The sequence below is a fragment of the Sulfurimonas iocasae genome, assembly GCF_047716755.1.
GTDB lineage: Bacteria > Campylobacterota > Campylobacteria > Campylobacterales > Sulfurimonadaceae > Sulfurimonas.
In genome coordinates this window covers 2,296,225-2,321,288 of the sequence record NZ_CP180409.1, presented here as the reverse complement: position 1 = coordinate 2,321,288, position 25,064 = coordinate 2,296,225, and the positions used below count along the sequence as shown (strand labels likewise).

Annotated in this window: 29 protein-coding genes; 15 read left to right on the top strand and 14 right to left on the bottom strand. The window is 31.9% G+C overall.

Annotation, left to right across the window (positions count from 1 at the left end; translation table 11 throughout):
* Window positions 1-88: 88 nt before the first annotated feature.
* The 8 genes from ACLHDE_RS11770 to ACLHDE_RS11735 all read right to left on the bottom strand — a co-directional run bounded on the left by ACLHDE_RS11770 (window position 89) and on the right by ACLHDE_RS11735 (window position 6,243).
* On the bottom strand, window positions 89-628 hold the full coding sequence (locus ACLHDE_RS11770) for a peptidylprolyl isomerase (protein ID WP_415396605.1): 540 nt from the start codon (window positions 626-628) through the stop codon (window positions 89-91).
* Complete coding sequence (locus tag ACLHDE_RS11765) at window positions 621-2,120, bottom strand: hypothetical protein (RefSeq protein ID WP_415396604.1); 1,500 nt, start codon at window positions 2,118-2,120, stop codon at window positions 621-623. The genes ACLHDE_RS11770 and ACLHDE_RS11765 overlap by 8 nt, the downstream gene beginning before the upstream one ends.
* Window positions 2,121-2,165: 45 nt before the next feature.
* A complete protein-coding gene (locus ACLHDE_RS11760; RefSeq protein ID WP_415396603.1) occupies window positions 2,166-2,450 on the bottom strand; it encodes an HU family DNA-binding protein in 285 nt (94 codons plus the stop codon).
* A gap of 97 nt (window positions 2,451-2,547) precedes the next feature.
* Complete coding sequence (locus tag ACLHDE_RS11755; RefSeq protein WP_415396602.1) at window positions 2,548-2,781, bottom strand: hypothetical protein; 234 nt, start codon at window positions 2,779-2,781, stop codon at window positions 2,548-2,550.
* A gap of 3 nt (window positions 2,782-2,784) precedes the next feature.
* Window positions 2,785-3,027: an XRE family transcriptional regulator gene (locus tag ACLHDE_RS11750; protein ID WP_415396601.1), complete on the bottom strand. Its 243-nt coding sequence runs from the start codon at window positions 3,025-3,027 to the stop codon at window positions 2,785-2,787.
* Between the two features lie 190 nt (window positions 3,028-3,217).
* Entirely contained in the window at window positions 3,218-4,894 is a 1,677-nt protein-coding gene (locus tag ACLHDE_RS11745; protein ID WP_415396600.1) for a flagellar assembly protein A, read from the bottom strand.
* 17 nt (window positions 4,895-4,911) lie between these two features.
* The gene (locus ACLHDE_RS11740) at window positions 4,912-5,571 is read right to left on the bottom strand and encodes a hypothetical protein (RefSeq protein ID WP_415396599.1); all 660 of its coding nucleotides are present in this window, start codon (window positions 5,569-5,571) and stop codon (window positions 4,912-4,914) included.
* Between the two features lie 12 nt (window positions 5,572-5,583).
* The gene (locus tag ACLHDE_RS11735; protein WP_415396598.1) at window positions 5,584-6,243 is read right to left on the bottom strand and encodes a hypothetical protein; all 660 of its coding nucleotides are present in this window, start codon (window positions 6,241-6,243) and stop codon (window positions 5,584-5,586) included.
* 107 nt (window positions 6,244-6,350) lie between these two features.
* Between ACLHDE_RS11735 and fbaA the strand changes: the two genes are divergently transcribed.
* Window positions 6,351-7,430 carry a class II fructose-bisphosphate aldolase gene (gene fbaA, locus ACLHDE_RS11730; protein ID WP_415396597.1) on the top strand — a complete coding sequence of 360 codons (1,080 nt, stop codon included), beginning with the start codon at window positions 6,351-6,353 and terminating at the stop codon, window positions 7,428-7,430.
* A gap of 12 nt (window positions 7,431-7,442) precedes the next feature.
* On the opposite strand, the gene ACLHDE_RS11725 is transcribed toward fbaA, so the two are convergent.
* Window positions 7,443-7,790, bottom strand: coding sequence for a hypothetical protein (locus tag ACLHDE_RS11725; RefSeq protein WP_415396596.1), 348 nt, complete (start codon window positions 7,788-7,790; stop codon window positions 7,443-7,445).
* 53 nt (window positions 7,791-7,843) lie between these two features.
* Between ACLHDE_RS11725 and cmoA the strand changes: the two genes are divergently transcribed.
* Complete coding sequence (gene cmoA, locus ACLHDE_RS11720; protein WP_415396595.1) at window positions 7,844-8,551, top strand: carboxy-S-adenosyl-L-methionine synthase CmoA; 708 nt, start codon at window positions 7,844-7,846, stop codon at window positions 8,549-8,551.
* Window positions 8,552-8,609: 58 nt separating this feature from the next.
* On the opposite strand, the gene ACLHDE_RS11715 is transcribed toward cmoA, so the two are convergent.
* Both ACLHDE_RS11715 and nth read right to left on the bottom strand, forming a co-directional pair.
* Complete coding sequence (locus ACLHDE_RS11715; protein ID WP_415396594.1) at window positions 8,610-8,876, bottom strand: hypothetical protein; 267 nt, start codon at window positions 8,874-8,876, stop codon at window positions 8,610-8,612.
* A 33-nt stretch (window positions 8,877-8,909) separates the two neighbouring features.
* Window positions 8,910-9,551, bottom strand: a complete 642-nt coding sequence (gene nth, locus ACLHDE_RS11710; RefSeq protein ID WP_415396593.1) for an endonuclease III — start codon at window positions 9,549-9,551, stop codon at window positions 8,910-8,912.
* A gap of 204 nt (window positions 9,552-9,755) precedes the next feature.
* Here nth and ACLHDE_RS11705 point away from each other — a divergent pair, with 204 nt between their 5' ends.
* Together ACLHDE_RS11705 and ACLHDE_RS11700 are read left to right on the top strand one after the other, a co-directional pair.
* A complete protein-coding gene (locus ACLHDE_RS11705; RefSeq protein WP_415396592.1) occupies window positions 9,756-10,583 on the top strand; it encodes a peptidyl-prolyl cis-trans isomerase in 828 nt (275 codons plus the stop codon).
* 8 nt (window positions 10,584-10,591) lie between these two features.
* Window positions 10,592-11,446 carry a 1-aminocyclopropane-1-carboxylate deaminase gene (locus tag ACLHDE_RS11700; protein WP_415396591.1) on the top strand — a complete coding sequence of 285 codons (855 nt, stop codon included), beginning with the start codon at window positions 10,592-10,594 and terminating at the stop codon, window positions 11,444-11,446.
* Between the two features lie 97 nt (window positions 11,447-11,543).
* Here the strand turns inward: ACLHDE_RS11700 and ACLHDE_RS11695 are convergent, their stop codons facing one another.
* On the bottom strand, window positions 11,544-12,221 hold the full coding sequence (locus tag ACLHDE_RS11695; RefSeq protein WP_415396590.1) for a nitroreductase: 678 nt from the start codon (window positions 12,219-12,221) through the stop codon (window positions 11,544-11,546).
* Between the two features lie 200 nt (window positions 12,222-12,421).
* Between ACLHDE_RS11695 and ACLHDE_RS11690 the strand changes: the two genes are divergently transcribed.
* Both ACLHDE_RS11690 and ACLHDE_RS11685 read left to right on the top strand, forming a co-directional pair.
* Window positions 12,422-15,001 carry an ATP-dependent Clp protease ATP-binding subunit gene (locus tag ACLHDE_RS11690; RefSeq protein WP_415396589.1) on the top strand — a complete coding sequence of 860 codons (2,580 nt, stop codon included), beginning with the start codon at window positions 12,422-12,424 and terminating at the stop codon, window positions 14,999-15,001.
* A 25-nt stretch (window positions 15,002-15,026) separates the two neighbouring features.
* Entirely contained in the window at window positions 15,027-15,380 is a 354-nt protein-coding gene (locus ACLHDE_RS11685; RefSeq protein WP_415396588.1) for a hypothetical protein, read from the top strand.
* Here the strand turns inward: ACLHDE_RS11685 and ACLHDE_RS11680 are convergent.
* Complete coding sequence (locus tag ACLHDE_RS11680; protein ID WP_415396587.1) at window positions 15,369-17,366, bottom strand: EAL domain-containing protein; 1,998 nt, start codon at window positions 17,364-17,366, stop codon at window positions 15,369-15,371. The two genes, ACLHDE_RS11685 and ACLHDE_RS11680, sit on opposite strands and share 12 nt — an antisense overlap.
* Window positions 17,367-17,530: 164 nt before the next feature.
* Here ACLHDE_RS11680 and rpmH point away from each other — a divergent pair, with 164 nt between their 5' ends.
* Genes rpmH through ruvX form a run of 7 tightly spaced genes read left to right on the top strand, consistent with a single transcriptional unit; the run spans window position 17,531 to window position 22,696 of the window.
* Window positions 17,531-17,665: a 50S ribosomal protein L34 gene (gene rpmH / locus ACLHDE_RS11675; protein WP_297686279.1), complete on the top strand. Its 135-nt coding sequence runs from the start codon at window positions 17,531-17,533 to the stop codon at window positions 17,663-17,665.
* Window positions 17,653-18,003: a ribonuclease P protein component gene (rnpA, locus tag ACLHDE_RS11670; RefSeq protein WP_415398544.1), complete on the top strand. Its 351-nt coding sequence runs from the start codon at window positions 17,653-17,655 to the stop codon at window positions 18,001-18,003. The genes rpmH and rnpA overlap by 13 nt, the downstream gene beginning before the upstream one ends.
* Window positions 18,000-18,326: a membrane protein insertion efficiency factor YidD gene (yidD, locus tag ACLHDE_RS11665; RefSeq protein WP_415396586.1), complete on the top strand. Its 327-nt coding sequence runs from the start codon at window positions 18,000-18,002 to the stop codon at window positions 18,324-18,326. Before rnpA ends, yidD begins: the two co-directional genes overlap by 4 nt.
* A 35-nt stretch (window positions 18,327-18,361) precedes the next feature.
* On the top strand, window positions 18,362-20,038 hold the full coding sequence (gene yidC, locus ACLHDE_RS11660; protein ID WP_415398543.1) for a membrane protein insertase YidC: 1,677 nt from the start codon (window positions 18,362-18,364) through the stop codon (window positions 20,036-20,038).
* Window positions 20,031-20,951, top strand: a complete 921-nt coding sequence (locus ACLHDE_RS11655) for a Jag N-terminal domain-containing protein (RefSeq protein ID WP_415396585.1) — start codon at window positions 20,031-20,033, stop codon at window positions 20,949-20,951. Before yidC ends, ACLHDE_RS11655 begins: the two co-directional genes overlap by 8 nt.
* Window positions 20,952-20,955: 4 nt before the next feature.
* Window positions 20,956-22,296, top strand: coding sequence for a tRNA uridine-5-carboxymethylaminomethyl(34) synthesis GTPase MnmE (gene mnmE, locus ACLHDE_RS11650; protein WP_415396584.1), 1,341 nt, complete (start codon window positions 20,956-20,958; stop codon window positions 22,294-22,296).
* 1 nt (window position 22,297) lies between these two features.
* The gene (gene ruvX, locus ACLHDE_RS11645; RefSeq protein ID WP_415396583.1) at window positions 22,298-22,696 is read left to right on the top strand and encodes a Holliday junction resolvase RuvX; all 399 of its coding nucleotides are present in this window, start codon (window positions 22,298-22,300) and stop codon (window positions 22,694-22,696) included.
* Between the two features lies 1 nt (window position 22,697).
* On the opposite strand, the gene ACLHDE_RS11640 is transcribed toward ruvX, so the two are convergent.
* A complete protein-coding gene (locus tag ACLHDE_RS11640) occupies window positions 22,698-23,318 on the bottom strand; it encodes a hypothetical protein (protein ID WP_415396582.1) in 621 nt (206 codons plus the stop codon).
* 115 nt (window positions 23,319-23,433) lie between these two features.
* Between ACLHDE_RS11640 and ilvC the strand changes: the two genes are divergently transcribed.
* Complete coding sequence (gene ilvC / locus ACLHDE_RS11635) at window positions 23,434-24,456, top strand: ketol-acid reductoisomerase (RefSeq protein WP_415396581.1); 1,023 nt, start codon at window positions 23,434-23,436, stop codon at window positions 24,454-24,456.
* 200 nt (window positions 24,457-24,656) lie between these two features.
* Window positions 24,657-25,061, top strand: coding sequence for a DUF350 domain-containing protein (locus tag ACLHDE_RS11630; protein WP_415396580.1), 405 nt, complete (start codon window positions 24,657-24,659; stop codon window positions 25,059-25,061).
* The last annotated feature ends 3 nt before the right edge of the window (window positions 25,062-25,064 follow it).

The following is a 25,064-nucleotide window of genomic DNA, read 5'->3' as shown; positions in this document are numbered from 1 at the left end:
ATAATTTTTGGAATTATATCGAGATTAAGGTTACGAGAATATTACAAAGCTTTGTAATATTCTATAAATTTTGAAACATCAGTTTTTATTATTTAAGATAAGCTTTAATTATTTCTTGACGCTCTTGAGGTCTATCCCCGCCACTCCTGCCTAATGTAGGAATATTATTTAATTTCATGAGTGTTTTTAAAGATTTATCTGTTATTTGACCAAAAATAGTGTGTCTTCCGTTTAACCAAGGAGTTTTAGCTGTAGTTATAAAAAACTGGCTGCCGTTTGTGTTAGGTCCTGAATTTGCCATGGCAAGAATTCCTACTTTGTCAAATGTTTTATCTTTGAATTCATCTTTAAAAGATCCGCCCCAAATACTTTCACCACCTCTACCACTTTCAGTTGGGTCACCACCTTGAATCATAAATCCTTTGATAACTCTGTGAAAAGCTACACCATTGTAGTATCCATTTTTTACGTGTGTTGTAAAATTTTCTACCGTTAGCGGTGCAATGTCTTTGTATAGAACTAGTTCTATATTACCTTGAGTTGTTTCTATAATAACGTGAGGATTATTATCCTCTGCTTGTAAATTTATTGTACTAAACAATAAAAGTGCTAGTAGTGTTTTAAACATTTTTTTCCTTTAAGATTTTTATATTTTCACTGCTTTGTTCATAGATTACATAAGCCGTGTCTTCTGCCAAATTTAGTGCATATTCTACCTCATTTAATGAAGCCTCCCCAACATCTAATAGTATTACATATTTAGAACTCATTGCACTTATTTCTGCGTAGGAGCATAAGAGTAAATTGTTTAAATCTTGATATATTAAATTTCTAGAACTATCTAATAAAACTGCTTTATCTGCAATAAAAAAATCCAAATCATCATTTAATTTTCTTTTGCTTAAGTTATTCCCTACAACTAAAATTTCATTAGATTTATTTTCTTCAAGTAACTTAGAAATAATCCTCAATGCTTTAGCCTGCTGATTAGCCTGTTTAAAAACTACTTCTAATTCTTTATTTTTAAAGTTTTTTTCAAATCTAAAGTTGGCATCTACATCGTTATACTCATTAACTAAAAGCAAAGAAGAGTTTTTTTGTATATGTTCTAAATAATCGATAAATTCTAAAGAGAGCAGATTAGAGTCATCACAAATAATTAAATCAGCGATATCAAACTTTTTTTGCATAAGCTTATTCTCTATATAAAGAATAACTTCAAGTTGCGGTTTATTTAATTTTTCTAGATGTCTATTAACTAGAGCGATTGGGGTGATAATCTCAATAGAGCTCATATCAACTTCTACAATTGCATATTCTATTATATTTAGCAGTTTTTGTTTTAATAAATCACAAGCTAAAACAGTAGGTTCAATTATAATGATTTTAATTTCAGGATTTCTAAAGTTTTCCAATATTGCTTTTAAAAGAATTGAGCTTGTCTTTCCTGAATATGCATTTGCACTTAAAGTCTGTATCCCCTCAATTTTAGAATCGATAAACTCCATCTGAGCTTTACTTGCTAGATGCATACTCTTATCTTTAGAAAAAATAAGGTACTGAACAAGTAAATTACCCATTATTTGTACTTCGTCTGGCATATCAAAATCAGGAATAGGTGTCTCTTTTAGTTTATGTAATATATCAGATTCTAGAGAGTTGCTAAAGATAACTTTTTGATATGGAAGAAGTTCTTTAAATGATTCATCAAGATTTTGATATTCATCACTGTTTAGATTTTCCATAAGCAAATAGTTATATATAGGAACAGAGTCGCTGTGTGTTAACTCATTTAATCTCTGTTTTATAAAATCATGTGTTTCTTTATAGGAAAGACTTTTGTCGCTTGAGCCATGGTTTGTTGCTTTTGATATAGTTGTTTTTTTTAAATCATTATATGACCACTCTTTATATTCAAAGAGATAAATTCCTCTAGTAGAATCAAAAATTAGAAGAGGGATAGAAAAGCTTTGAGTATGATGATATATAGTTGTATTTTCGTAGATGCTTAGGTTGTTATTTTTACTAACTTCTTTTAGTTTTTTAATTAATAGTGAATCTGGAAGTTTTAGAGTTTTTTGTTTTTTTTTAAATAGAGAGAAAATTGAAGATATACTCATAAAGAAAAAAAACTCATTGCTTTTGACGCAATGAGTTTTTGGAAACTATTTACCAGCTGCAACACGGTCTTTAAGACCTTTACCAGCTTTAAATTTAGGAACCATTTTGTCCTGAGTAGTATAAGTCTTATCTGTACCTGGAACTTTACCACTTTTACCTTTTTGAAGGTTTGCAGCAAAACTACCAAAACCTACTAAAGAAACATCTTCTTTTTTTACTAGAGCAGTTGTTACAGCCTCTGTAAATGCTTTAATTGCAGCTTCTGCTTCAACTTTAGTTTTGTAATCACCACTTGCTTGTACTAATTCAACGAATTGAGCTTTGTTCATATATATACCCTTAGATTCATAAAGATTTCCGAAATTATTAAGCATAAGCACCAGAAAGCCTTGTGCAAAAATAATTCAGCTAGGGATACTTTATAGTTTATTTGCTTAAATTTTTCTTCTTTTTGAAGAAAAGTGTAATAAATTGCGGTAATTTTGACTCTTTCAGTCCTATTTTAGCCATCTTCAAGAACTTTGATGTGTTAAGGCTTATATTCTTAGACATAATTAAAGATGAAAATTCCTTTAATTTTGAATATTTACTACTATTCTTGCCAATGGACAAAAATATATCTTCTAAACCATCTCTCTCCTGTTTAGTTAATGCGCTCATATACTATACCTCTTCAAGTTTATTGATTTTTCTAACAGCTCTAATAATCTCATCATCATCTAATCTTCCCAACATTTTCATAACTACTGAAGCAGCTTGAGGTTTAGCTCTACCTAGCTTCCAATCCTGATATGTACGCATAGCTATACCAAGTGAGTTAGCCATATCTTTAAGAGATACTTTTTTCCCATTATTTTTTGATTCTAACGAGTTATGAAGAATGTTAAATAGATCATCAATTTGCATAAGGAGAAGTATACGAAATATATACTTAAATATACATTTATTTTAATTAAATGTGTTATATATATCTACTTATATATATTTATTAGTGTATTAATGTAGTTTATAATACTATAATATTAATTATATATTGTATTATACACGGAATACTGTATATGATTTTCATGAAATTTATTTAATTATAATTTTTTTTTTAAGAAAGGGAGATTGATTTGTTTACAGGTTGGAGGGTGATTTTTTCTTCAGATACTTCTAAATAGAAAGGTTTGTAGCTTTGAGCTTCTGTCTTGTAGATTAGTTCTTTATCATTCTCAAGTGTAAAAATGATGCTGTTTAAACCTATTAATGGCTTTTCTATACTTATAGTTGCGTTTAATGAAGAATCTTTAATGCTATCTATTTCATTTTTAAATTTTTTAATCTGCTCTTGAATCGTTTCTACTTCAGACTTGTTGTGTCTACTGGCTTCTTCAAGTGAAAATTTCAACTCTTCAATATCTTCTTTTATAAGGGCAATTCTGGAGTTTAAGATAGGTATATCTTTATAGTTGATTTTAAAAAGGTTATCCTCACCGCTTACAAGTCTGATACTAATAGACTTAGAAGCATAAACTTTTAAATTACTTTTTACATGACCTATCTTTACATTTTGGGCATACACCACTCCACCAAGACAAGCTTCTATTTCTATATTCGTCGCATGAACAGTACCACCTTCAAGAAGCGCTATTTTCGCATCATGGCATCTAAGCTTACCTTTATGTCTGTTTATTATTGCCACTCTTGCAAATTGCATGGAGTCTTGATGTGTAGCTCCATCAATCCGCATATTTACAGCCTCTAAGATGCTGTTTGCACCAACATGACCATTTACATGTATTGTCTCACTTGTAAGTTCAACTCCCTCACCGATACTGTCTTTAGATGTATCACTTTGAGAGATATGTACTTCTATATTGTTGTCCTCTTCTTTGGCTAAAGAGTCTTCAATTCTCGTTATTTTTGCCATTTTTACTTTGTTATCGACACTTAATTTTGTACTGCTAAAATGAACAAACCCTTTAACTTTACTTTTGTAGAGCTTTTTATTCTCATCCTCTTCTATGTATACACTTGTATTATCTATTGGTGTTTGAAGATCATCTGCTTTCTTGGCATAATCTTTGTCGAGTTGTCTACCATGAGAGTTAAATCCACTCTTGCCATATTTTGGTTTCTTATATTCAACTAAAACTTCATCTTTTTTAACTTCTGTAATCTGATGCTTTTGTTTGGACTCTTTATGCTTAAACCACATTATAAGCTTTCCAGCTTTACTTACTTCTGGTTCAATCCCTTCAAATAGCGGGATCCTAACTTTCTTTTTGAACTTCTCTTCATATAAATATTTTGTGAAAGCTTTTAAATTTTTAATCATTTTTTCATCAAAAATATTTATTAAAATTCCATTTTTAGCTTTAATCTTATTTACCTCTTGAAGTAATAGTTTGTATGTTTCAATAGGTTTATGTGTTTTATATAGTATATGTGAGTCAGGGTGTAAAATTAGCTTTGGATTGCAGGCAAACTCACCCATTTCTAGGGAATAGTTTAGTTTCATTTCTATATTTGTTGGTTTCATGGCTATGATTGTGTATAGTTGTTTAAATTCAACATGTTGATTTATAATAGCTTGTTCATCTTTGTAATGCTCATTAATGTCTTCATTAAATAGTTTAAATTCATCATCTAAACTTGTTTTGATATATGTGGCAGTTTTTTGAATCTCAAAGTCACACTCATTTAGAGGTGTGAAGTGCTCAGATGCAAAAGTAGTCATCGATTTTTTAATATTTTTAGTTTTAATTATTGTATTTTTAATTTCACTCATTCATATAACTCTATTAATCAATACGAAAGTAAATCACTATAATCGTACTTTGAAAAGTCTAAATATAGTTTACCTTCTTTGTGAACAACTCTAACATCGTTGTCATATACAGATAAAAATCTTCGTTTAATTACTTTTCTCTGATAAGACTTTAAGTTTAATGTTTTAAGGTGACTTTTTAACTCAACAATTCCCAGCTCTGGTTTGATATCTGAAATGTTATCTTTTTCTAATGTCTCAACTTCGTGAATAGTTTGCTCTTGATGTTCAAGCATCATTTTTGTATTTACAAGTTCTAATATATTTTTTAATTGTTCATCTTTTTTATTATATAGTTGTTCTATTTTGTCACGTTCATCACGAAGCATCTGCTCTTTATCATCTATAAGTCTATCTATTTTACTCTCAAGCTGAATGATTTTTTCTTTTAGTTGAGTATTTTCTCTTTGGTATAGTGCTATAACAGTGCCAACTGTTGTTTTAGGCTTCACAATCGCTTTTTTTTCTTGTAGAATTTCAACTTTTTTATCTTTTATATGAGTAGAAATATCGTCAACAAGTATATATGTTACAGCATCATCTATTAGATAGTTTAATTTTTTTGCTCTTAGTCTTGAGTTTATCATCTCTTTTGACATTTTAAACTGTTTTGAATATTCATCTATAGTTAGTTGCATTTTTTATCCCTTTTATCTCTTAAGCATTGAATTGAAATTAGTATTTGGCGGGTTAATTATACCAGCCTTTCGCAACCATACTAAGCGACCCTCTTTTTTATTTTGGTGTTTATCTTCAAAGGTGTATGGAGATGAGTATTTAAACTCTCTCTCTATCAACAGAGTGTTGAAATCTTTATATCTGTCTAAAAAAACTTTTAAGTTTTCATAAGCAGTGTCTGAGACCATGATTGTAGATATTTTATAGTTTTTAATTTCTAGATATCTTGCACAGTCATTTAATCCATCACCTATATAGTTCTTATTGCCAAGTATATCTATAAATTCATATATTTTACCTGTGTGTACTGCAATTCTAAGTCCTTCAAAGTATGAATACTTCTTTTCAATATGTTCTGAGAAGTAGTTGAAACTAAGTCCTAAAATAGTTCCATACCCTTTCAACTTAGGGTTTAAGATGCAGTAAAACCCATCGCCAGTAGAAATATAGCCAAGAATCAAATCATTTAAGGACATGTTTGAAGTATGTAGCATTTTCTCTATCATCTTTTTATAACTTTTAGTCAATAAATTGATAAGTTCTACTTGATTCTTTGCTTCTAGTTTAGAAAAGTTTATGATATCAATCAGGACAATATCTGTAGTCCATTCGTTATTGTTTTTTCTAGGCATTATAAACTTTATTTTTTTTGACCATTTTAACATAAAAACTTAACAAAAAAGTTATTTTAAATAAAGCTTATATTATAATCACAGATATAATAAAAATAGGAAGAGTAATGAGCAAAGGCATATTAGATATTGTAAAACCAGGTGTTCTTTTTGGAGATGATGTACAAAAAGTTTACAACATGGCAAAGAAGATAGGATTCGCGATTCCTGCTGTAAATGTTGTTTCAACTGACTCTATCAACGGGGTATTAGAAGCTGCAGCGAAAGTAAAATCTCCTGTAATTATTCAGTTTAGTAATGGTGGGGCTTCTTATTTTGCAGGTAAAGGTTTGAGCAATGTAGGAGAAAAAGCTGCAATTGCTGGTGCTATAGCTGGAGCAAAATATGTTCACATGATGGCTGAGGCTTATGGTGTAGCAGTTATTCTTCATACGGATCATGCTGCTAAAAAATTACTTCCTTGGATAGACGCACTTTTAGATGCTGGAGAAAAACACTTTAAGCATACGGGTAAAGCATTATACTCTTCACATATGTTAGATTTATCAGAAGAGCCATTAGAAGAAAATATTTCTACTTCTAAAGTATATTTGGAGCGTATGAGTAAAATCGGTATGAGTATTGAGATAGAACTTGGTGTGACTGGCGGTGAAGAGGATGGTGTTGATAACACTAACATAGATAATGCTCTTTTATATACTCAGCCAGAGGAAGTTGCATATGCGTATGAAGAGCTAAACAAGGTCTCCCCAGACTTTACAATAGCAGCTTCGTTTGGTAATGTTCATGGTGTTTATAAACCGGGTAATGTAATGCTAACTCCTAAAATTTTAGATAATTCTCAAAAGTATATTCAAGAAAAATTTGCAACAGAGGATAAGCCTGTAAACTTTGTGTTTCATGGTGGTTCAGGTTCACTTGAGAGTGAGATAAGTGAAGCAATCTCTTACGGTGTTATCAAAATGAACATAGATACAGATACTCAGTGGGCTACTTGGGTAGGGACAAAAGCATATATCGAAAAATATAATGACTACTTACAAGCTCAAATTGGTAACCCAGAGGGTGAAGATAAGCCAAACAAGAAATACTACGACCCTAGAAAATGGTTAAGAGCCGGACAAGAGACTTTAGTGGCTCGTGTAGAAGAAGCATTTGCTGATTTAAATGGACTAAATAGGAACTAAGATTAAAGGCTTTTAAGCCTTTAAATCATGATATATATCTTTAATAGAGTTAGTCTGAATATTTTGTAAATGATAGTAGTTTAATAGTTGGTTTAGTCTGTTTTGATTAAATCTCCAAAATCTTTTCTTATTGAAAGTATCATCATCTTGCACTTTCATGAAAAGTTCACTATGGCTTAACTCTCCATTACTCTCTTTTATAACTTTAAGTATTATTTTTAAAAGCTCTTCTTGAGACTCTTTTGTGGTATCGTCATCTACTAAGGGTTTGTTTGGTAAAAAAGCATAAATCTTGTAGATGCTAACTACCAATAATAGTACAAAAAATATCATCATCCATGTTGAAGTATTTATTTCCATATTTTCTCACTGTTTGTTTTTTGAATTGATAACATTTTAGCTAAAATATGATTATGAATGATAAAGTATTTACAAAACCGATAGAAAAACAATTTGAATTTGATGAAGAAGTTGCAGCAGTATTTGACGATATGTTAGCGAGAAGTGTGCCTTTTTATAAAGAGTCTCAAAAGATTACGGAATTTTTTGCGCTTAAGAATCTAAAGGATAATTCTATTCTCTATGATTTAGGTTCATCAACAGCATCTCTTCTTATTAATATAAGTAGAAAATTAAAAGTAGATGCAAGGCTTGTAGGATTAGATAACTCAGATGCAATGCTTGAACAGGCCAGAAAAAAGTGTGTTGCACTTGGGGCTAAAGTAGAACTGAAAAATGCTGATATATTAGAGTATGATTATAAGCAAGCAGATGTTTTTGTTAGTAATTATACATTACAGTTTATACGTCCTTTAGTTCGAGAAGAACTTGTAAAGAAGATAGTCGCATCCCTTAAAAAAGATGGTATTTTTATCTTCAGCGAAAAGGTTATAAGCCATCATTCAAAACTCAACAAAGATCTTATAGAGTGTTATTATGACTTTAAAAAAGAGCAGGGATATTCAGAGTATGAGATTATGCAAAAAAGAGAAGCTCTAGAGAATGTTTTAGTTCCATACAGCGAAGAAGAAAATATTAAAATGGCTAGAAACTGTGGCTTCTCACACTGTGAGGTAGTATTTCGTTGGGCAAATTTCGCAACTTTCATAGCAGTAAAATAAAAATTACTTCAGCATAGGGCAGAGAATTTAAGAGTGTCAAATAAGTGCTTCTTATCTTCTATTTTGTCTTTTCTGGCTTCTCAGGCTTCTCTGGTTCTAGCTTGTTTTCTAACAAGTCATATATAGTTTTATCAATAAAATCAGAATTGGTATTTATATTGTTATAATAGATTTTAGCTTTATTCTCTTTACATTCATTGTGGTAAAAACCTTGAAAATCGTAATACTCTTTGCAGTTAGTGTAATATTTACTCTCTATAGCATATGTATTTACACATCCTATGGAAATCATTGTTGTTAATAGAAGTAGTAGTGTTTTTGTCATAAGAAGATGCAAGCATTTGTTGTACCAATATACTTAAACCTTGAACGTCTCTTTTGTTTTACAAAACTCTGTTAAAAAACACTCATCACACTTTGGATTTTTTGCCGTACAAATATAACGACCGAACAAAACCATTCCTTGATGCAGAGCATGAAGATTGTTTTTAAACTTTCTCACAAGTGTCGCTTCTGTTTTTGTGGCTGTTTTATCATCACTTAATCCAAGTCTATGAGAGACTCTAAAGACATGAGTATCAACAGCCATCAGATTAGCTCCCGTATACTCAATCATCACAACATTCGCAGTCTTTTGTCCTACTCCACCAAGAGTTATTAACTCTTTTTCATTCATAGGAATCTCACCATTATAGACTTCAACAACTCTTTGTGCCATTGCTATGATATTTTTAGCTTTATTGTTGAAAAACGAACAACTGTTAATAAGCGCTTTTATATCATCTAAATCTGCTACTGCCAACTCTTTTGGATTAGGATACATCTCAAAGAGTTTTGGAGTGAGAATATTTACTCTTTTGTCGGTACATTGTGCGGAAAGTGCAACAGCCACTACAAGCTCATAAGCATTTTTATATTTTAACTCAGTTACCGCATCACTATATCTGTCTATAAAAAGTTTATGTATTTCTAAAATATCTTTTTTTGTTGCTTTTTTCATAATGCTATTTTACCAAATTTAATTAGCTTAATGATGTAAAAATTATAATTTAATTTTAAATTGAATCTAGATATTTTAAAAGAATATTTCTATTTGTAATACTATATTAAACTTGAAATTGACTAGAAAAATAGCTTAAAATAACTTCTGTTTAATAATGGTTAGTATAAAGCGACTAAAATTTTTGAATTAAAAGGAATATATATGATTAAAATGACTAAAATTGCTACTACTTTACTATTAATGAGTACATTAGTAAGTGCTACGACACTGATTACTGTAAATGGTACACAAATTACTCAACAAGATGTTGATACTGCTCTTATGAATGCAACACAAGGTAGATTCAATCAAGTTCCTGCTGAAAAACAAGCAGAATTTAGAAAACAAGTTCTAGAACAATTAGTTGCTAAAGAGTTGGTTTTTGGAGATGCTAAAAAAACTGGTGTGTTAAAATCTAAAGACTTTAAAGATGAGTTCGTAAAAGTACAAGATAGAGTTAAAAAAGAGTTAGCTATTCAAGTATGGCAAAAACAACAACTTGATAAAGTTAAAGTATCAAATAAAGAATTAAAAAACTATTACGACAAAAATAAAGAAGAGTTTAATGAAAAAGAGACTGTACACGCTCGTCATATTCTTGTTAAAACAGAAGCTGAAGCTAAAGATATTGTTAAAAGTTTAAAATCTTCAAAAGGCGAAGCTCTTAAAGCTAAGTTCATAGAAGAAGCAAAAGCGAAATCTACAGGACCTAGTGGGCCAAAAGGTGGAGACTTAGGTTATTTTGCTCAAGGTCAAATGGTTCCAGAATTCAATGATAAAGTATTTGATATGAAAGTTGGAACTCTTTCAGAACCTGTTAAAACACAGTTTGGTTACCATGTTATTTACTTAGAAGATAAAAAAGATAAAAAAACATTGGCATTTACAGAAGTTAAATCTTTTATCGAACAGAGACTAAAAATGGAAAAATTTAAAGTTGTTATGCAAGCTAAAATGGAACAACTAAAGAACAAAGCAACTATCAAATAAATATCTATATGAATAACTCTCCTATCTCTAAGATTTCATTAGAGGGGAGAGACTTTTATGTTAAAAGAGATGACTTAATAGATCCTTTTTTAGCAGGAAACAAGTACAGAAAACTCTATACTCTTTTAAAAACACCATCAAATAAACTTAACAAAATTATCTCTTATGGCGGAACTCAATCAAATGCTATGCTTGCAATTGCAGCTGTGTGTAAAAGAAAGAGCTGGGAGTTTGAGTACTATACTAAACCTTTAAGTAAAACTCAAAAGAGTTTTTCTCATGGAAACTACTTTCATTCTGTAAAACTTGGAATGAAGCATATAGAGATAGAAGAATCTTTTTATAAAGATTTTATAGCTTCCTTATCTCTCACTATAGATGTCACTACGTTTATTGTAGATCAGGGTGGAGCGGTTGAAGATGCAAAAAAAGGGCTGGAAGTTTTAGCTGAGGAGATTAGAAGCGCAAATCTAAAACTTAGATCTTTGGCTACACCGTCGGGAACAGGAACAACTGCTCTATTCTTAGCTTTGGCACTTCCGGAGTTTAAAATATATACAACACCTTGCGTTGGAGATGTTAAGTATTTAAAACAACAGATGCAAGCTTTAAGTGAAATACCTAAAAATCTCATCATACTAGAACCAAATAAAAAACATCATTTTGCCAAACTTTATCCAGAATTTTTAGATATATATAAAAAACTTTTACTATCTGGGATAGAGTTTGATTTACTCTATGCCCCCGGAATGTGGGAAGCTCTTTTGGCTAAAACTGATGAAGAGATTTTATATATTCATAGTGGTGGGGTTAGTGGTAATGAGAGTATGCTCAAAAGATATGAGCAAAAAAGTTTCTATTGATTAGTCCGTAAAAGGAACAAATCCCTTTTACTTCGCTCTAAAGAAACATCGCTACGCGAGCGATTCTATTGTTTTGAGGCACTGAGCCCACTAAAGACTAAATAAAAGTGACGTTATCTTCCATTGATACTCTTGAGGGTTGATATGAGTTTATTTTAGCATCTTCATCCGCATAACCTATAACTACGCTATACAAAAGTGCCAGATTGTCGGGAGTATCTAAAATATCTGCAACTACTTTACCAAACTCCGTTGTTGAGCCTTGTGGACAAGTGTCAAGTCCAAACTCTTTTGCCCCAAGCATTAGACTTTGCATATATGCGCCACAGTCTATTAAAGCTCCTTGTGCATTATCTATTAAAGCTTCATCTGTAAAAACAAAAAATACGGTAGAAGCACCAAACCATCTGAAGTTGTCATGCCACATCTCAGTTCGTTTAGCTATGTCTTTTCTATCTACTTCCATAAGAGTATACAAGCCTACACCAGTTTCGATGCGACGTTTTTTATAAGGGTTTTTCCACTTTATTGGATAGTATTGAATAAACTGGTCATTTTCTACACCAGCATCCATCTTTTCAATAATGGCATCACCAATATTTGTTAGTACATCTTTATCGCTGATTGCGTAAACAATCCAAGGTTGGATATTAGCACCACTCGGTGTCATGCTAGCAGCTTTTAAAATTTTTTCTTGAATCTCTTTTGATACTGGTTTTGAAAGGTAAGATCTTTTAGAGGAACGATTTGTTATAGCTTCTAAAATTGTTGACAATTTAGGTCCTTAGTAAAAAAGTGGTGCTAAAATTTTAATGATTATATTATAAATTAACTAATGTAGATATAAATCACATTCTGATCATAATTGACTAAGCTTACTTGACAATAATACACTCAACTTGATATAATTATTATATAAATAAAACTTTAGTGAGCTTAGGCTCTAAAACAAGAAACATAATTGAGGAATTTAAGATGAGCAATGGTATTTTTGAAAAATTAACACACAATATGACAGAAGCGATAGAGTCTGCTATTTCGTTGGCACTACACAATAAAAACCAAGAAGTTGGTAGCATACACTTTCTATGGGCGCTACTTACCAATTCTAATTCTGTATTAAATCAGATGTTTAACAAAATGAACATAGATAAGATAGCAATGGAGTTAGATGTTAAAAGTCTAAGTGAGAAATTGCCAAAATCTTCTACAGTATCAAAAGAGAATGTAAAACTCTCTAGAGATTTTGTTCATACACTAGAAAATGGTGCTGGACTTATGACAAAAAATGGGGATACCTTTTTAGCCGTAGACACTTACATACTTGCTAATTTAAAAGATGAACCATATGCAAGCATCTTAAAAAAATATATAGATGTCTCAGAGCTAGCTAAAAATCTAGAAGCATCTAGGGGTGGAGCAAAGATAGACTCTCAAAGTTCAGATGAGACTTTAGAATCTTTAGAAAAATATGGAATCGATTTAACAGCAGAGGCGAAAGAAGGTAAGCTCTCGCCAGTAATTGGGCGTGATGAAGAGATAACTCGTATGATGCAGATACTTATCCGTAAAACAAAAAACAATCCTATGCTTTTAGGTGAACCAGGAGTTGGTAAAACAGCACTTGTTGAAGGTTTAGCTCAACGTATTAGTGATAACAAAGTTCCAACTTCTTTGCAGAACAAAAGATTAGTAGCACTTGATATGAGTGCACTTATCGCAGGTGCAAAATACAGAGGAGAGTTTGAAGATAGACTTAAGGCTGTTATAGATGAAGTAAAGCAAAGCGGTAATATCATTCTGTTTATAGATGAAATTCATACTATTGTTGGAGCTGGAGCTAGTGAGGGAAGCATGGATGCTGCAAACATCTTAAAACCGGCACTAGCTCGTGGTGAGCTTCATACTATAGGGGCAACAACTCTTAAAGAGTATAGAAAATACTTTGAAAAAGATATGGCGCTTCAAAGAAGATTCTTACCAATTAATCTTGATGAGCCTACGGTAAACCAATCTTTACAGATTTTACGTGGAATTAAAGAGCGCTTAGAGACACATCATAATGTGACGATTACAGACAGCGCACTTGTCGCAGCGGCAAAACTCTCAGATAGATATATTGCAGATAGATTTTTACCAGATAAAGCCATAGACCTTATTGATGAGGCAGCGGCAGAACTTAAGATGCAGATAGAATCTGAACCAAATGTTTTAGGAGCTGCAAAAAGAAAAAGCTCAGAACTTCATGTTGAGAAAGAAGCTCTTAAGATGGAAAAAACTCCGGCAAATGAGAAGAGACTCGGTGAGATAGAAAAAGAGTTAGCAGATGTTGATGAAGAAGTTAGAGCATTAGAAGCACAGTTTGCTACTGAAAAAGAGGTGTTTGAGAGAATATCTGGTATTAAAAATGATATTGAGAAAAAAAGAAAAGAAGCGCATACTGCTAAGTCAAACTCTGATTTTAACCGTGCTGCAGAGATAGAGTATGGTGAAATACCGGCTCTTTTAGAAGAAGAAAAAAGTATAAATGCTAATTGGGAAAAACTACAACTTGCAGGAACACTTTTGAAAAACAGTGTTGATGAAGAAGCGATAGCATCTATTGTATCTAGATGGACGAATATTCCTGTAAATAAAATGCTTCAAGGCGATAAAGACAAGATTCTAAATGTAGAAGCTGAACTTAACCGTGATGTAATTGGACAGGCAAAAGCAACTCATGCAGTATCACGTGCTATAAAAAGAAACAAAGCTGGACTCTCAGATGCCAACACTCCTATTGGTAGCTTTTTGTTTTTAGGGCCTACAGGTGTTGGTAAAACACAAACGGCTAAAACACTGGCCAAGTTTTTGTTTGACAGCGAAGATTCTATGATTCGTATAGATATGAGTGAGTATATGGAAAAACACGCGGTATCACGTTTAGTTGGTGCAGCTCCAGGATATGTAGGTTATGAAGAGGGCGGACAGCTTACAGAAGCAGTCAGAAGAAAACCATACAGTGTAATACTCTTTGATGAGGTTGAAAAAGCACATCCAGATGTTTTTAATATTCTCCTTCAAGTTTTAGATGATGGAAGGCTAACGGATAACAAAGGTGTTACAGTTGATTTTAGTAATACTATAATTATTTTAACTTCAAATATAGCAAGTGATAAGATTATCAATAATCCAGCCTCTGATGAACTTGATGAAATGGTTCTTGGTGAGTTAAAGCAGGCATTTAAACCTGAGTTTTTAAATAGATTAGATGATATTGTAATCTTTAATGCTCTTGGTCGTGAACAGATTATAGGTATTGTAGATATATTCTTCAATGATATTAAGAAAAAAGTAGAGCAAAGAGACATAGAGCTTACTCTTAGCGATAGTGCTAAAGCTTACATAGCAGAGGCTGGGTTTGATCCGGTTTATGGTGCTAGACCTCTTAAACGTGCTCTGTATGAGATAGTTGAAGATAGACTAGCAGAGTTAATTCTTGAAGGCATAGTAGTTGAAGGTTCAAAAGTTCTATTTGACATGGAAGATGGTGAAATAAAAGTTAGCATTAAGTAAATAAAGCAGAGGTTATAATTTTGTTATGAAATACCTAACTCTAATACTAATCTTTACATACTCACTTTTAGCTTGTACGGGTGACTGTCTCACATGTCATCCCAAGCTGATTCCTACAATAAATGAAGACCTAAGACATAAACCAATGCTCACTTGTATAAAGTGTCATTCGGCAGAGCCAAATAGTATGGCGGAGTGTGGTGATGACTGTTTTTCATGTCATCCTATGTCAAAGATTAATAAAGCAAATGTAAGAGAGCATGATGTTATTCAGGCATGTCGTGATTGTCATGTAGGAGCAAATGAGAAAATTTTTGATAGCTCTGTAAAACATGATCAATCACAAAGTGAATCGCTAAAAGATTTTTTAATCAAGTAAATATGGAATATGTCTTTGTATAGGCTCTGGTTTGCCTACATAGTAACCTTGAGCATAATCAACGTTGAGTCTTTTAACAACTTCTAATATCTCTTTGGATGAAACATATTCTGCAATTGTTTGTATGTTTAGTTTATGAGCTAGACCGACAATGGTCTCAACCATTATTTGAGAGTTTATATCGCTGTCAATGTTTGAAATTAATGAAGCATCTATTTTGATATAGTCAATAGGAAGATTTAGTGCATGTGAAAAGTTTGAATAACCAGCTCCAAAATCATCTAAGGCTATTTTAATCCCATAAGACCTTACTTTTAAACAAAAGTCATAAACTCGTTTATAATCTTTGAACTCTTCAGTTTCTAGAAGTTCTATAGTTAGATGATGATTGTATTCAAACTCATCAAATTTTGCATATAGCATTTGAACTGTTTTGTCTTTTTCTATATCTTCCATTGAGATATTTATCGAACACGGTATATCATATTTAGCAATTGCTTCAAAAGTATTATGGAAAATTGCCTTAGTAAGTTTATGATATACGCGGTTTTGTTTAGCTACATTTATAAATCTAAATGGAGATATTATATTCCCATTATCTTCTCTTAACCTTACAAGAGATTCATACTTGATTTCAATGGAACCATCTTGAATAGGTGCTATAGGCTGAAAGTAAGAGATGATATTATTAGTGTCAATAGCGTGGATTAGCTTTTTTTTACACTCAATATCATCTTTATGTATCTTTTCTAATTCTTTGTCATCATTAAATATAGATATTTGAACATTTCTTTTTTTAGCATCTTTGAGTGCCATATCTGCATAAGCTAACATTTTTTTAGATCCACTAAAAGCTAACCCGGCACTCATCATAAAACTAAACTTTTTATCTTCATAGATAAAGTTTTCTCTTCTATATTTTTTAAGTATATTTTCTATTTTTTCTATAAAGGAGCTGTTATTTAGCTTTGTAGAATCTTTAACTGCAAAAACAAACTCATCTCCTCCTATATGGTAGATGAGGGTATTGTCATCATCAATTTGTGATGTAAGAAAAGCAGCAGTTAATTTTAAAGCAATATTTCCTACTTCTTCTCCAAAAACATCATTAAATTTTTGAAATCTATCTATATTTAGAAGAGCCATTTGTTTAAATTTATATATGTAAGAATCTTCTAGAAGTTTATTTCTATTGGGTAGACCGCTTAAAAAGTGTGTATATATCTTTAGATGTAACTCTTCTGTTTTTTTAGATATCTCTTCTTCTAAGTCATTATTATATTTAAGTAGCTGATATTGTAATTCTTTTTGTTGTATTTCTGCTTTTTCACCTAATATAAGCTCTTTTTCAGTAGCTGAATAACGTTTGGATAGTTTGTAAACAGCAAAAAGTATAAGTAAAACCGCTAGAACAAAGGTATAGAATATGTCTTTTTGAGTTTGCTCATTTGTATTTTTAAGCATCTCTGTTTTTTGTTTTAGTTTATTGTCAACAAGTTTGACAAGCTTATCAGTATCATTAGAAAACTCAAGTGTAATTGAATTAAAACTGATTAAAGAGTTGGATATATCGTTAAGTTCTTGAGATTTGATTGCTTTGATAAGAGATTTTTCAGATTCTGTATATTTTACAATTCTATTTTCAATAGTAGTTATTATTTTGTCTATTCCGTAAATTTTGATGTTATTTCTATTCATAAAAGTTTTAATGGCATCTAGTCTTTTATGATAATGATTAAAAGAAGAATTAATATTATCTATTGAATGTATATTTTTTATTATGATTGATTGAAGTATATTTGATTGATGAAGAGCCACATCGTGATTAAACTCAAAAGCCATAGATGAAAGTTTAATTTGGTTTGTCTCAATATAATCAATCATTGCACTAGTTGCACTAATACTTCTAGAGTTAAGATACAAGGAGTAAGTTAAAAGAATAAAGCTGAGAAGTATAATAAAATATAACTTAACTTTAAAATTCATTTACACTTCCAATAGTAATATATTATTTGAGCATATACTCTTATATGTTGATTATAAGATTTTAAGTGTTAAAGTCTAGTTAAATCATTTCAATATGGACCTTAACCGCGCTTTAAGTAATTTTTATGTAAGATTGCGGACTTAATTTTAAATAAGGATATGTCGTGAAAAGAACATACCAGCCTCATAATACACCGAGAAAAAGAACTCATGGTTTTAGAGCTAGAATGGCTACAAAGAATGGTCGTAACATAATAAATCGTCGTCGTGCTAAAGGTCGTAAAAGATTGACAGTTTAGGCGGTTTCTCCACTCTGAAACAACACAAAGAGTTTCAGTATATATACAAAAAAGGAAAGAACATTCATACTCAAAGTGTGGTGCTTTTCTCCCTCCCAAAGAAAACAATTCACAAAGTTGGTTTTACTGCTACTAAGAAAATTGGTAACGCTGTAAAAAGAAATAGAGCTAAAAGAAAACTTAGAGCTCTATTCTGTAAATATTCAAATTCTTTACAAGATGGTACATATATTTTTGTGGCCAAACAATCAATCAATGAAGTTCCACATCAACAACTAGAGTTAGATTTTAAAAAAATACTGACTAAGTCTAAAAGTTTTAAAGCGGATTTACTATGATTAGGAAGTTTTTACTTAAGTTTTTATGGTTATATCAGAAGTTTTTTACGTTAATCGGTTTTGGAAGTTGTAGATATTACCCCACTTGTAGTGAATTTGCACGAATTAACTTTGAAAATAATTCCATTTCAAGTGCTTTTTACCACACTTTGATTAGAATACTTCGTTGCAATCAATTATTTGATGGTGGTATAGAGTATCCATTACTCGACAAACTGTCTGTAAAGCCCACAAAACTAGGGGTTGATTCTATAAAATATTGGTTGGTTCCAAATAAAAAAAACCGTTTTCATATAATAAAAAATTTTTCATTTAAAGGGTAATCGTGTTAGATAAATTGACACCAAATCAAAGACTTATGTTAGCAGTAGCATTGTCAGTAATTTTTTTCGTAGCATATACAGCTATTTTTCCACCAGCGGAGCCAGAAAATCTAGAGGCTAATAAAAAAACAGAACAAAGTATTGCACTTAAGCAAGATTCATCTACACAAGTAAAAACATCATCAGGAACTTCTTCAACTGTAGAACAAACAACAGGACATTCTATCTCTGAAGTAGAGAAGTATGGAGCGAGTGACACAAATACAATTTTAACTGTTACAAATAAAGATTTTATTTTAAAAATTGACACATTGGGTCGTATTAGTTCAAAAGAGTTGTTACAAGCAAAGTTTAACACTAAAGAGGATGGACATGCTCAGTTAATACCTTCTACTGGAATGAAACCATTGTACATTAGATTTGTAGATGAGATTTTAAATAATGAAGCTATGCGTGTGGCATATACTTCAAGTGTTAGTGATATAGCTTTAGACGGTGAAGCTCAAAAGATTACATTGACTCAAAAACTATCAACTATTACAGTTATAAAAGAGATAACTTTTTATACAGATGGTCACTATGATGCTAAAGTATCTCTTTCTCAAGATAAGAGATATTTCATGTATTTAGGTCAAAGACCAAAAGTAAATGAAACAGAGCAGATGATGGTTGCAGTTGGTGTACTTGTTTATACTGATGATGAACTTCTAACTATCATAGAAGATGGGGATGCTGAAGGTAGAAAAACTTTTACTGGAGTAGAACTTATAGCATCTTTTGATCAGTATAATGCTTCTGTTATGTATGGATTTGAAAAAGATACAAATATAATTATAGAAAGAGATAGAGATGATAATCCAGTAGCTTATTTTGATGGTAGACAGAACACGACATTTAGCGGTTATGTAGGTCCAAAAGAGTATAAAGTCCTTAAAAATATAAAACCAGTTCTGACAAATGTTATAGAATATGGTTGGTTTACTTTTGCTTCACAACCACTTTTTGCTCTCCTATCTTGGTTACACGGTATATTTGGTAACTGGGGTTGGTCTATTATTGCACTTACTCTTTTGATTAGAGCAGTTTTATATCCTTTAACTTATAAAGGTATGGTCTCTATGCAAAAAATCAAAGAGATCTCTCCTAAGATTAAAGAACTTCAAGCAAAACATAAAAGTGATCCACAACGTATGAATGCTGCAGTTATGGATATGTATAAAAAGCATAATGCAAATCCACTTGGTGGATGTTTGCCAATGTTACTGCAAATCCCAGTATTCTTTGCAATTTATCGTGTACTTCTAAATGCTGTTGAGCTTCAAGGTGCTCCATGGATGTTATGGATAACAGACCTTTCTCGTATGGATGATTACTATATATTACCTCTTTTGATGGGTGCTTCAATGTTCTTCCAACAGAGACTTACCCCAAATAATTTTACTGACCCTATGCAAGAGAAGGTATTTAAATACTTACCGGTAATTTTTACATTTTTCTTCTTAACTTTCCCATCAGGTCTAGTTCTTTATTGGTTTGTAAATAATCTTTTCTCAATCGCTCAGCAATTTGTTGTAAATCAACAATTTAAAAATGCTAAAGAAGCAGAAATAGCTGTTAGTGACCATGCACATAAAATCGAACATAAAGAGATGGAAAAAGAGAAACTAGAAAGTAAAAAATCAAAAAAATCTACTGGAAAAGAAGATGATTAAGATAGAGTCCGCAACGTTAGAGGGAGCATATCAAGATGCTGCTTCTTCGTTGGAGTGTTCTGTAACACAACTTAAAATAGAAGTTGTACAATACCCAAACAGTGGCTTTTTAGGGCTTTTTAAAAAGAATGCAATAATTGTAGCCGTAATCGATGCTGACTTAGACTCAGAGTTTAAAAAACAAGAAGAGTCTAGAGAAGTAAAAGTTAAAGAAAAACCAAAAGCTAAAACATTCTCTAAACCTCAAAAACAAAAGAAACAAGATAAACCTGCTGTTAAAACAGAAGTTAAAAAAGAAAAAAAAGAATCGCATACAATACTAAACGATACAATTATGCCTCAATCGTTTGTAAGTACACAAGAGGAAGAAGATGAGGAAGATGATGTTGCATCATATCTTGCTGATTATGATGATGAATTTGATAACTTAGACGGTGAAGATTTAAAATCAACTGCAGAAATTGCCAAAGTTGTTCAAGCAGATATCAATAAGCTCTTTAGCTCTATCTGTTTTGAAATAGAGAAGATAGATGTTAGTGTATATGATGAAAATACATTGCTTATAGAGTTTAAAGGCGAGGATGCTGCACTTCTTATAGGTAAAGAAGGTTATAGATATAAAGCTCTTTCATATATGATTTTTAATTGGATAAACACAAAGTATCAACTGCAACTTCGTCTTGAAATAGCAGAATTTCTGAAAAATCAAGAAGAGTCAGTTTCTAGATATTTAAGTGGAGTAAAAGAGAGCGTAGATAGAGATGGAAGAGCACAAACTAAAGTCTTAGATGGTGTTCTTGTTCAAATCGCTCTAAGAGAATTACGTGAGATTTACCCAGATAAATATGTCGCAATCCGCTCAACTCGTGATGGGCTAAAATATATCATTATAAATGATTATCACTCAAACTAAATAGATGGAAGAAGATACAATAGCTGCCATTGCAACTGCAAATGGTATAGGCTCTATCGCTATCATCCGCATTAGCGGTGATAGAGCTTTAGAAATTGCAAAAAAGCTTACAAACAAAAAAGAATTTTCTCCAAAATATGCAACGCTCACCACAATACACAATCAAGAAAAAGAACTTATTGATGAATCTATAGTTATCTACTTTAAAGCTCCATATTCATTCACTGCTGAGGATGTTGTAGAGATTCAGTGCCATGGTGGTTTTATAGTTGCGCAGAGCATATTAAAAGCAACATTAGATGCAGGGGCTAGATTGGCAAATGCTGGTGAATTTTCAAAGAGAGCTTTCTTTAACGGTCGTATCGATTTAAGTGAAGCAGAAGCAATAGCTGGGCTTATAGAAGCTAAAAGTGAAGATGCAGCAAAGATTTTAGCTAAGCAGATGAAAGGTTCATTAAAAGAGTATATAGAGCAAATCAGAGATGAAATCATTCATATCCTTGCCTACTCTGAAGTAAGTATAGATTATGCAGAAGAGGATTTGCCACAAGATTTAGTTTCACAGATAGAAGCAAAACTAAGTGAGTTAAATAAGTCATTAGAGTCAACTCTGTCTGCTTCAAGGGCAAGAGAAGGTCTGATGCAAGGATTTAAAGTTGCTATTATCGGAAAGCCAAATGTCGGAAAAAGTTCTCTTTTAAACTCACTTCTAAATTATAATCGTGCAATAGTCAGTGATATTGCAGGGACTACAAGAGATACTATTGAAGAGCAAGTTAAAATAGGAACGCATCTTCTTCGCATCGTTGATACTGCAGGTATTAGAGAAGCAAATGATGAGATAGAGCGTATAGGAATCGAGCGTTCCATAGAAGCTATCCAAGAGTCAGATATTGTTGTTGCGCTCTTTGATAGTTCAAGAGCTCTAGACGCTGAAGATGAACAAATACTTTCTCTTATAAATAAACATACAAAGAATAAGCATGTTATATATGTAAAAAATAAGATAGATTTAGAAACAAAATTTGCTACTAAAAATATTGATTTTGATTTAGAACTTAACTCTAAAGATAGTGTTATATCTTTGATAGAAGCTTTAAAAAATATAATGGACAGAAATAATAATTCTGATGAAATCATGCTGATATCTCATAGACAGATAATGGCAGTTGAAAATACTCTAAATAATATTGAAGAAGCACTACTTCCACTGCAAGACCAAGAACTTGAAATATTCTCTTTTCACCTAAATGAGGCTGTAAAAGAGATGGCATCTATAACAAGACCATTTGAAAATGATGAGATGCTAGACAAAATGTTTGGCTCTTTTTGTTTAGGGAAATAATTTGAAATATATTGCTATTGATTTAGGACTTAAAAGAATAGGGCTAGCGTATTCAGCGCATAAAGATTTAGTTACACCTCTTCCTGCCATTATTAGAAAAAATAGAAATCAAGCATCTGATGAAGTTAAAAAAGTTCTAAAAGAGTGGGAAGTAGATTCTGTGGTTATTGGCATCCCGCTTGGTGGAAGTAGTGAAGATGAGATGCGAAGACGAATAGAGCACTTTATGAATCTTGTGGATTTTAAAGGTGAGATTTTCTATCAGGATGAGGCAGGCTCATCACTTGAAGCAGAGAATATGATGAAGGGAGAGATTAAGTACGTTCGAGATGGACGAATCGACTCAATCTCTGCTATGATAATTCTGCAAAGATATCTGCTTTCTATTAAAAAGAGATAAGCTAGACAATCTTAAAAAATTGTGCAGCTTCTTCTTCATCATCTGTTAACTCTTCTCTTTTAAAATCAGGATCATTATCAATCATATCTTTAATCTTAGTTTGACAATAGTTAAATAGAGTCTCTTTAGCTTGTTTATCATCGTCTAAAAAACCAAGACCACTAAACTGGTATGGATCTTCTTGCTCTATACAAAGTATAGTTCCATCACAATTTTCTTCTAAGACTTCAACTAGAGTTCTATAGTCAATATTAAACTCAGTTGCATTCCAACCAATATCTTCTAGATTTTTATCTGAAAATTCAGCTACACCGTCTGCCGTAGTATCATCATAAGAGGCTCTTGGAGTATTTATCCCTATTAGCTCTTGCCAGTTAGAAAAAGCCTTTATTAAAACTCTATTCTCATCTTCTACAAGTTGGTAGTTTTTACCCAATACCTTTGTAAAGTTTTCTACAATATCAGGCTTACCTCTGTAGATAAGAATTTCTTTATCATCAAAGGGTTCATATTTTATCTCTCCATTAATATTAATACCAAATACTTTTGAAGTATTGATTGCTTGGAGTAAAGATGATTTATCTGCTGTGATTATTTCATTAAAAAGATTGAATTTCTTCATTTTTCCCTCATTTATTTATAAATATTTGCCACATTATAAAAGTTTTTGCTTTATTTTAGTATAATGCGAAAAATTTCTTAAGCACTTAAGCTTAATATTATCCAAGGAAAAAACAATGGCATTAAACGTTTACTATGACAAAGATACAAATTTAGACCTGATCAAAAGCAAAAAAGTTGCAATGATAGGTTTTGGTTCACAAGGACATGCACACGCAGAAAACTTAAGAGATAGTGGTGTTGAAGTTTGTATTGGTCTTCGTAAAAGTGGTTCTTCATGGGCTAAAGCTGAAGCTAAAAACTTTGAGGTTCTTACAGTTGCTGAGGCTTCTGCTGCCGCAGATGTTGTAATGATTCTTTTACCGGATGAAAATCAAGCTGAAATTTATGCAAATGAAATAGAGCCAAACTTAAAAAAAGGTGCAACTATTGCATTTGGTCATGGTTTTAATATTCACTATGGTCGTATTCACCCAAGAGCTGATATCAATGTTACTATGATTGCTCCAAAAGCACCTGGACATACTGTACGTTCTGAGTTTGTTCGTGGTGGTGGTATTCCTGACCTTATAGCTGTTGGTCAAAACCCAAGTGGTACTACTAAAGAGTTAGCTCTGTCTTATGCTTCTGCTATCGGTGGTGGGCGTACTGCAATTATCGAGACAACTTTTAAAGATGAAACAGAAACAGACCTTTTTGGAGAACAAGCTGTTTTATGTGGTGGTGCAACTGCACTTGTACAAGCTGGATTTGAAACATTAACTGAAGCTGGATATGCTCCAGAACTTGCATATTTCGAGTGTCTTCATGAGCTTAAACTAATCGTTGATTTAATGTTTGAGGGTGGTATCGCAGATATGAGATACTCTATCTCTAACACAGCTGAGTATGGTGATTATGTCTCCGGTAAACGTGTTATCAATGCAGAGTCTAAGCAAGCTATGAGAGATATCTTAACAGAGATTCAAGATGGTAGATTTGCAAAAGACTTTATCCTTGAAGGTCAAGCAGGTTACCCTCGTATGAATGCTGAGCGTAATAACGACAAAGAAAAACTAATTACTAAAACTGGTAACAAGCTTCGTGAAATGATGCCATGGATCTCTGCAGGTAAAATCGTAGACTTAGATAAAAACTAGTCTTTCTAATTTCTGACACTCATCTTCGGATGATGTGTTCACTCAGCTACAAATGTAGCCTCTTTCACACAAACATCCAAATATAAGTATCAAAAATCAAAAATCTTTAGTTTTTACATCATTTTATTATTGTGTTTTATCTATTTATTCTATTTGTTAGCACTACTTAGATATTATTTCTCAACTAAAAAGGATATATCATGTTATTAGGCTCATTTCTATCTTTCGGACTTTTTTTTATTACTGCTGTTGGGGTTGTTGTTCTTTTTCTATTTCTTTATGCAATAGTTACACCTTATGATGATTATAAGTTGATTTTTAAAGATAATAACAATGCTGCTGCCATAGGTTTTGGTGGTGCAATTGTTGGTCTTTCGATTCCTCTTTACAGCGCTCTTGTTAGTTCAGTTTCGTATTTTGATTTTTTAATATGGGCTGGTGTAGCTATGTTTATTCAGCTGATTTTTGCTTTTATTATGACTAGAACAAAGGGTAAGTATTCGGTAGAGAAGTTGATTACCGATGGTGCTATTTCTGGCGGAATATTAAAGGCATTTATATCAATTTCTATAGGACTTCTTAATGCAGGTTCAATGAGCTACTAAGGA

Excerpts from the sequence above, each read along its gene's own strand:
- ACLHDE_RS11770 (WP_415396605.1), bottom strand. The coding sequence starts at position 628 with ATGTTTAAAACACTACTAGCACTTTTATTGTTTAGTACAATAAATTTA.
- ACLHDE_RS11765 (WP_415396604.1), bottom strand. The coding sequence starts at position 2,120 with ATGAGTATATCTTCAATTTTCTCTCTATTTAAAAAAAAACAAAAAACT.
- ACLHDE_RS11760 (WP_415396603.1), bottom strand. The coding sequence starts at position 2,450 with ATGAACAAAGCTCAATTCGTTGAATTAGTACAAGCAAGTGGTGATTAC.
- ACLHDE_RS11755 (WP_415396602.1), bottom strand. The coding sequence starts at position 2,781 with ATGAGCGCATTAACTAAACAGGAGAGAGATGGTTTAGAAGATATATTT.
- ACLHDE_RS11750 (WP_415396601.1), bottom strand. The coding sequence starts at position 3,027 with ATGCAAATTGATGATCTATTTAACATTCTTCATAACTCGTTAGAATCA.
- ACLHDE_RS11745 (WP_415396600.1), bottom strand. The coding sequence starts at position 4,894 with ATGAGTGAAATTAAAAATACAATAATTAAAACTAAAAATATTAAAAAA.
- ACLHDE_RS11740 (WP_415396599.1), bottom strand. The coding sequence starts at position 5,571 with ATGCAACTAACTATAGATGAATATTCAAAACAGTTTAAAATGTCAAAA.
- ACLHDE_RS11735 (WP_415396598.1), bottom strand. The coding sequence starts at position 6,243 with ATGCCTAGAAAAAACAATAACGAATGGACTACAGATATTGTCCTGATT.
- fbaA (WP_415396597.1), top strand. The coding sequence starts at position 6,351 with ATGAGCAAAGGCATATTAGATATTGTAAAACCAGGTGTTCTTTTTGGA.
- ACLHDE_RS11725 (WP_415396596.1), bottom strand. The coding sequence starts at position 7,790 with ATGGAAATAAATACTTCAACATGGATGATGATATTTTTTGTACTATTA.
- cmoA (WP_415396595.1), top strand. The coding sequence starts at position 7,844 with ATGAATGATAAAGTATTTACAAAACCGATAGAAAAACAATTTGAATTT.
- ACLHDE_RS11715 (WP_415396594.1), bottom strand. The coding sequence starts at position 8,876 with ATGACAAAAACACTACTACTTCTATTAACAACAATGATTTCCATAGGA.
- nth (WP_415396593.1), bottom strand. The coding sequence starts at position 9,551 with ATGAAAAAAGCAACAAAAAAAGATATTTTAGAAATACATAAACTTTTT.
- ACLHDE_RS11705 (WP_415396592.1), top strand. The coding sequence starts at position 9,756 with ATGATTAAAATGACTAAAATTGCTACTACTTTACTATTAATGAGTACA.
- ACLHDE_RS11700 (WP_415396591.1), top strand. The coding sequence starts at position 10,592 with ATGAATAACTCTCCTATCTCTAAGATTTCATTAGAGGGGAGAGACTTT.
- ACLHDE_RS11690 (WP_415396589.1), top strand. The coding sequence starts at position 12,422 with ATGAGCAATGGTATTTTTGAAAAATTAACACACAATATGACAGAAGCG.
- ACLHDE_RS11685 (WP_415396588.1), top strand. The coding sequence starts at position 15,027 with ATGAAATACCTAACTCTAATACTAATCTTTACATACTCACTTTTAGCT.
- ACLHDE_RS11680 (WP_415396587.1), bottom strand. The coding sequence starts at position 17,366 with ATGAATTTTAAAGTTAAGTTATATTTTATTATACTTCTCAGCTTTATT.
- yidD (WP_415396586.1), top strand. The coding sequence starts at position 18,000 with ATGATTAGGAAGTTTTTACTTAAGTTTTTATGGTTATATCAGAAGTTT.
- yidC (WP_415398543.1), top strand. The coding sequence starts at position 18,362 with ATGTTAGCAGTAGCATTGTCAGTAATTTTTTTCGTAGCATATACAGCT.
- ACLHDE_RS11655 (WP_415396585.1), top strand. The coding sequence starts at position 20,031 with ATGATTAAGATAGAGTCCGCAACGTTAGAGGGAGCATATCAAGATGCT.
- mnmE (WP_415396584.1), top strand. The coding sequence starts at position 20,956 with ATGGAAGAAGATACAATAGCTGCCATTGCAACTGCAAATGGTATAGGC.
- ACLHDE_RS11640 (WP_415396582.1), bottom strand. The coding sequence starts at position 23,318 with ATGAAGAAATTCAATCTTTTTAATGAAATAATCACAGCAGATAAATCA.
- ilvC (WP_415396581.1), top strand. The coding sequence starts at position 23,434 with ATGGCATTAAACGTTTACTATGACAAAGATACAAATTTAGACCTGATC.
- ACLHDE_RS11630 (WP_415396580.1), top strand. The coding sequence starts at position 24,657 with ATGTTATTAGGCTCATTTCTATCTTTCGGACTTTTTTTTATTACTGCT.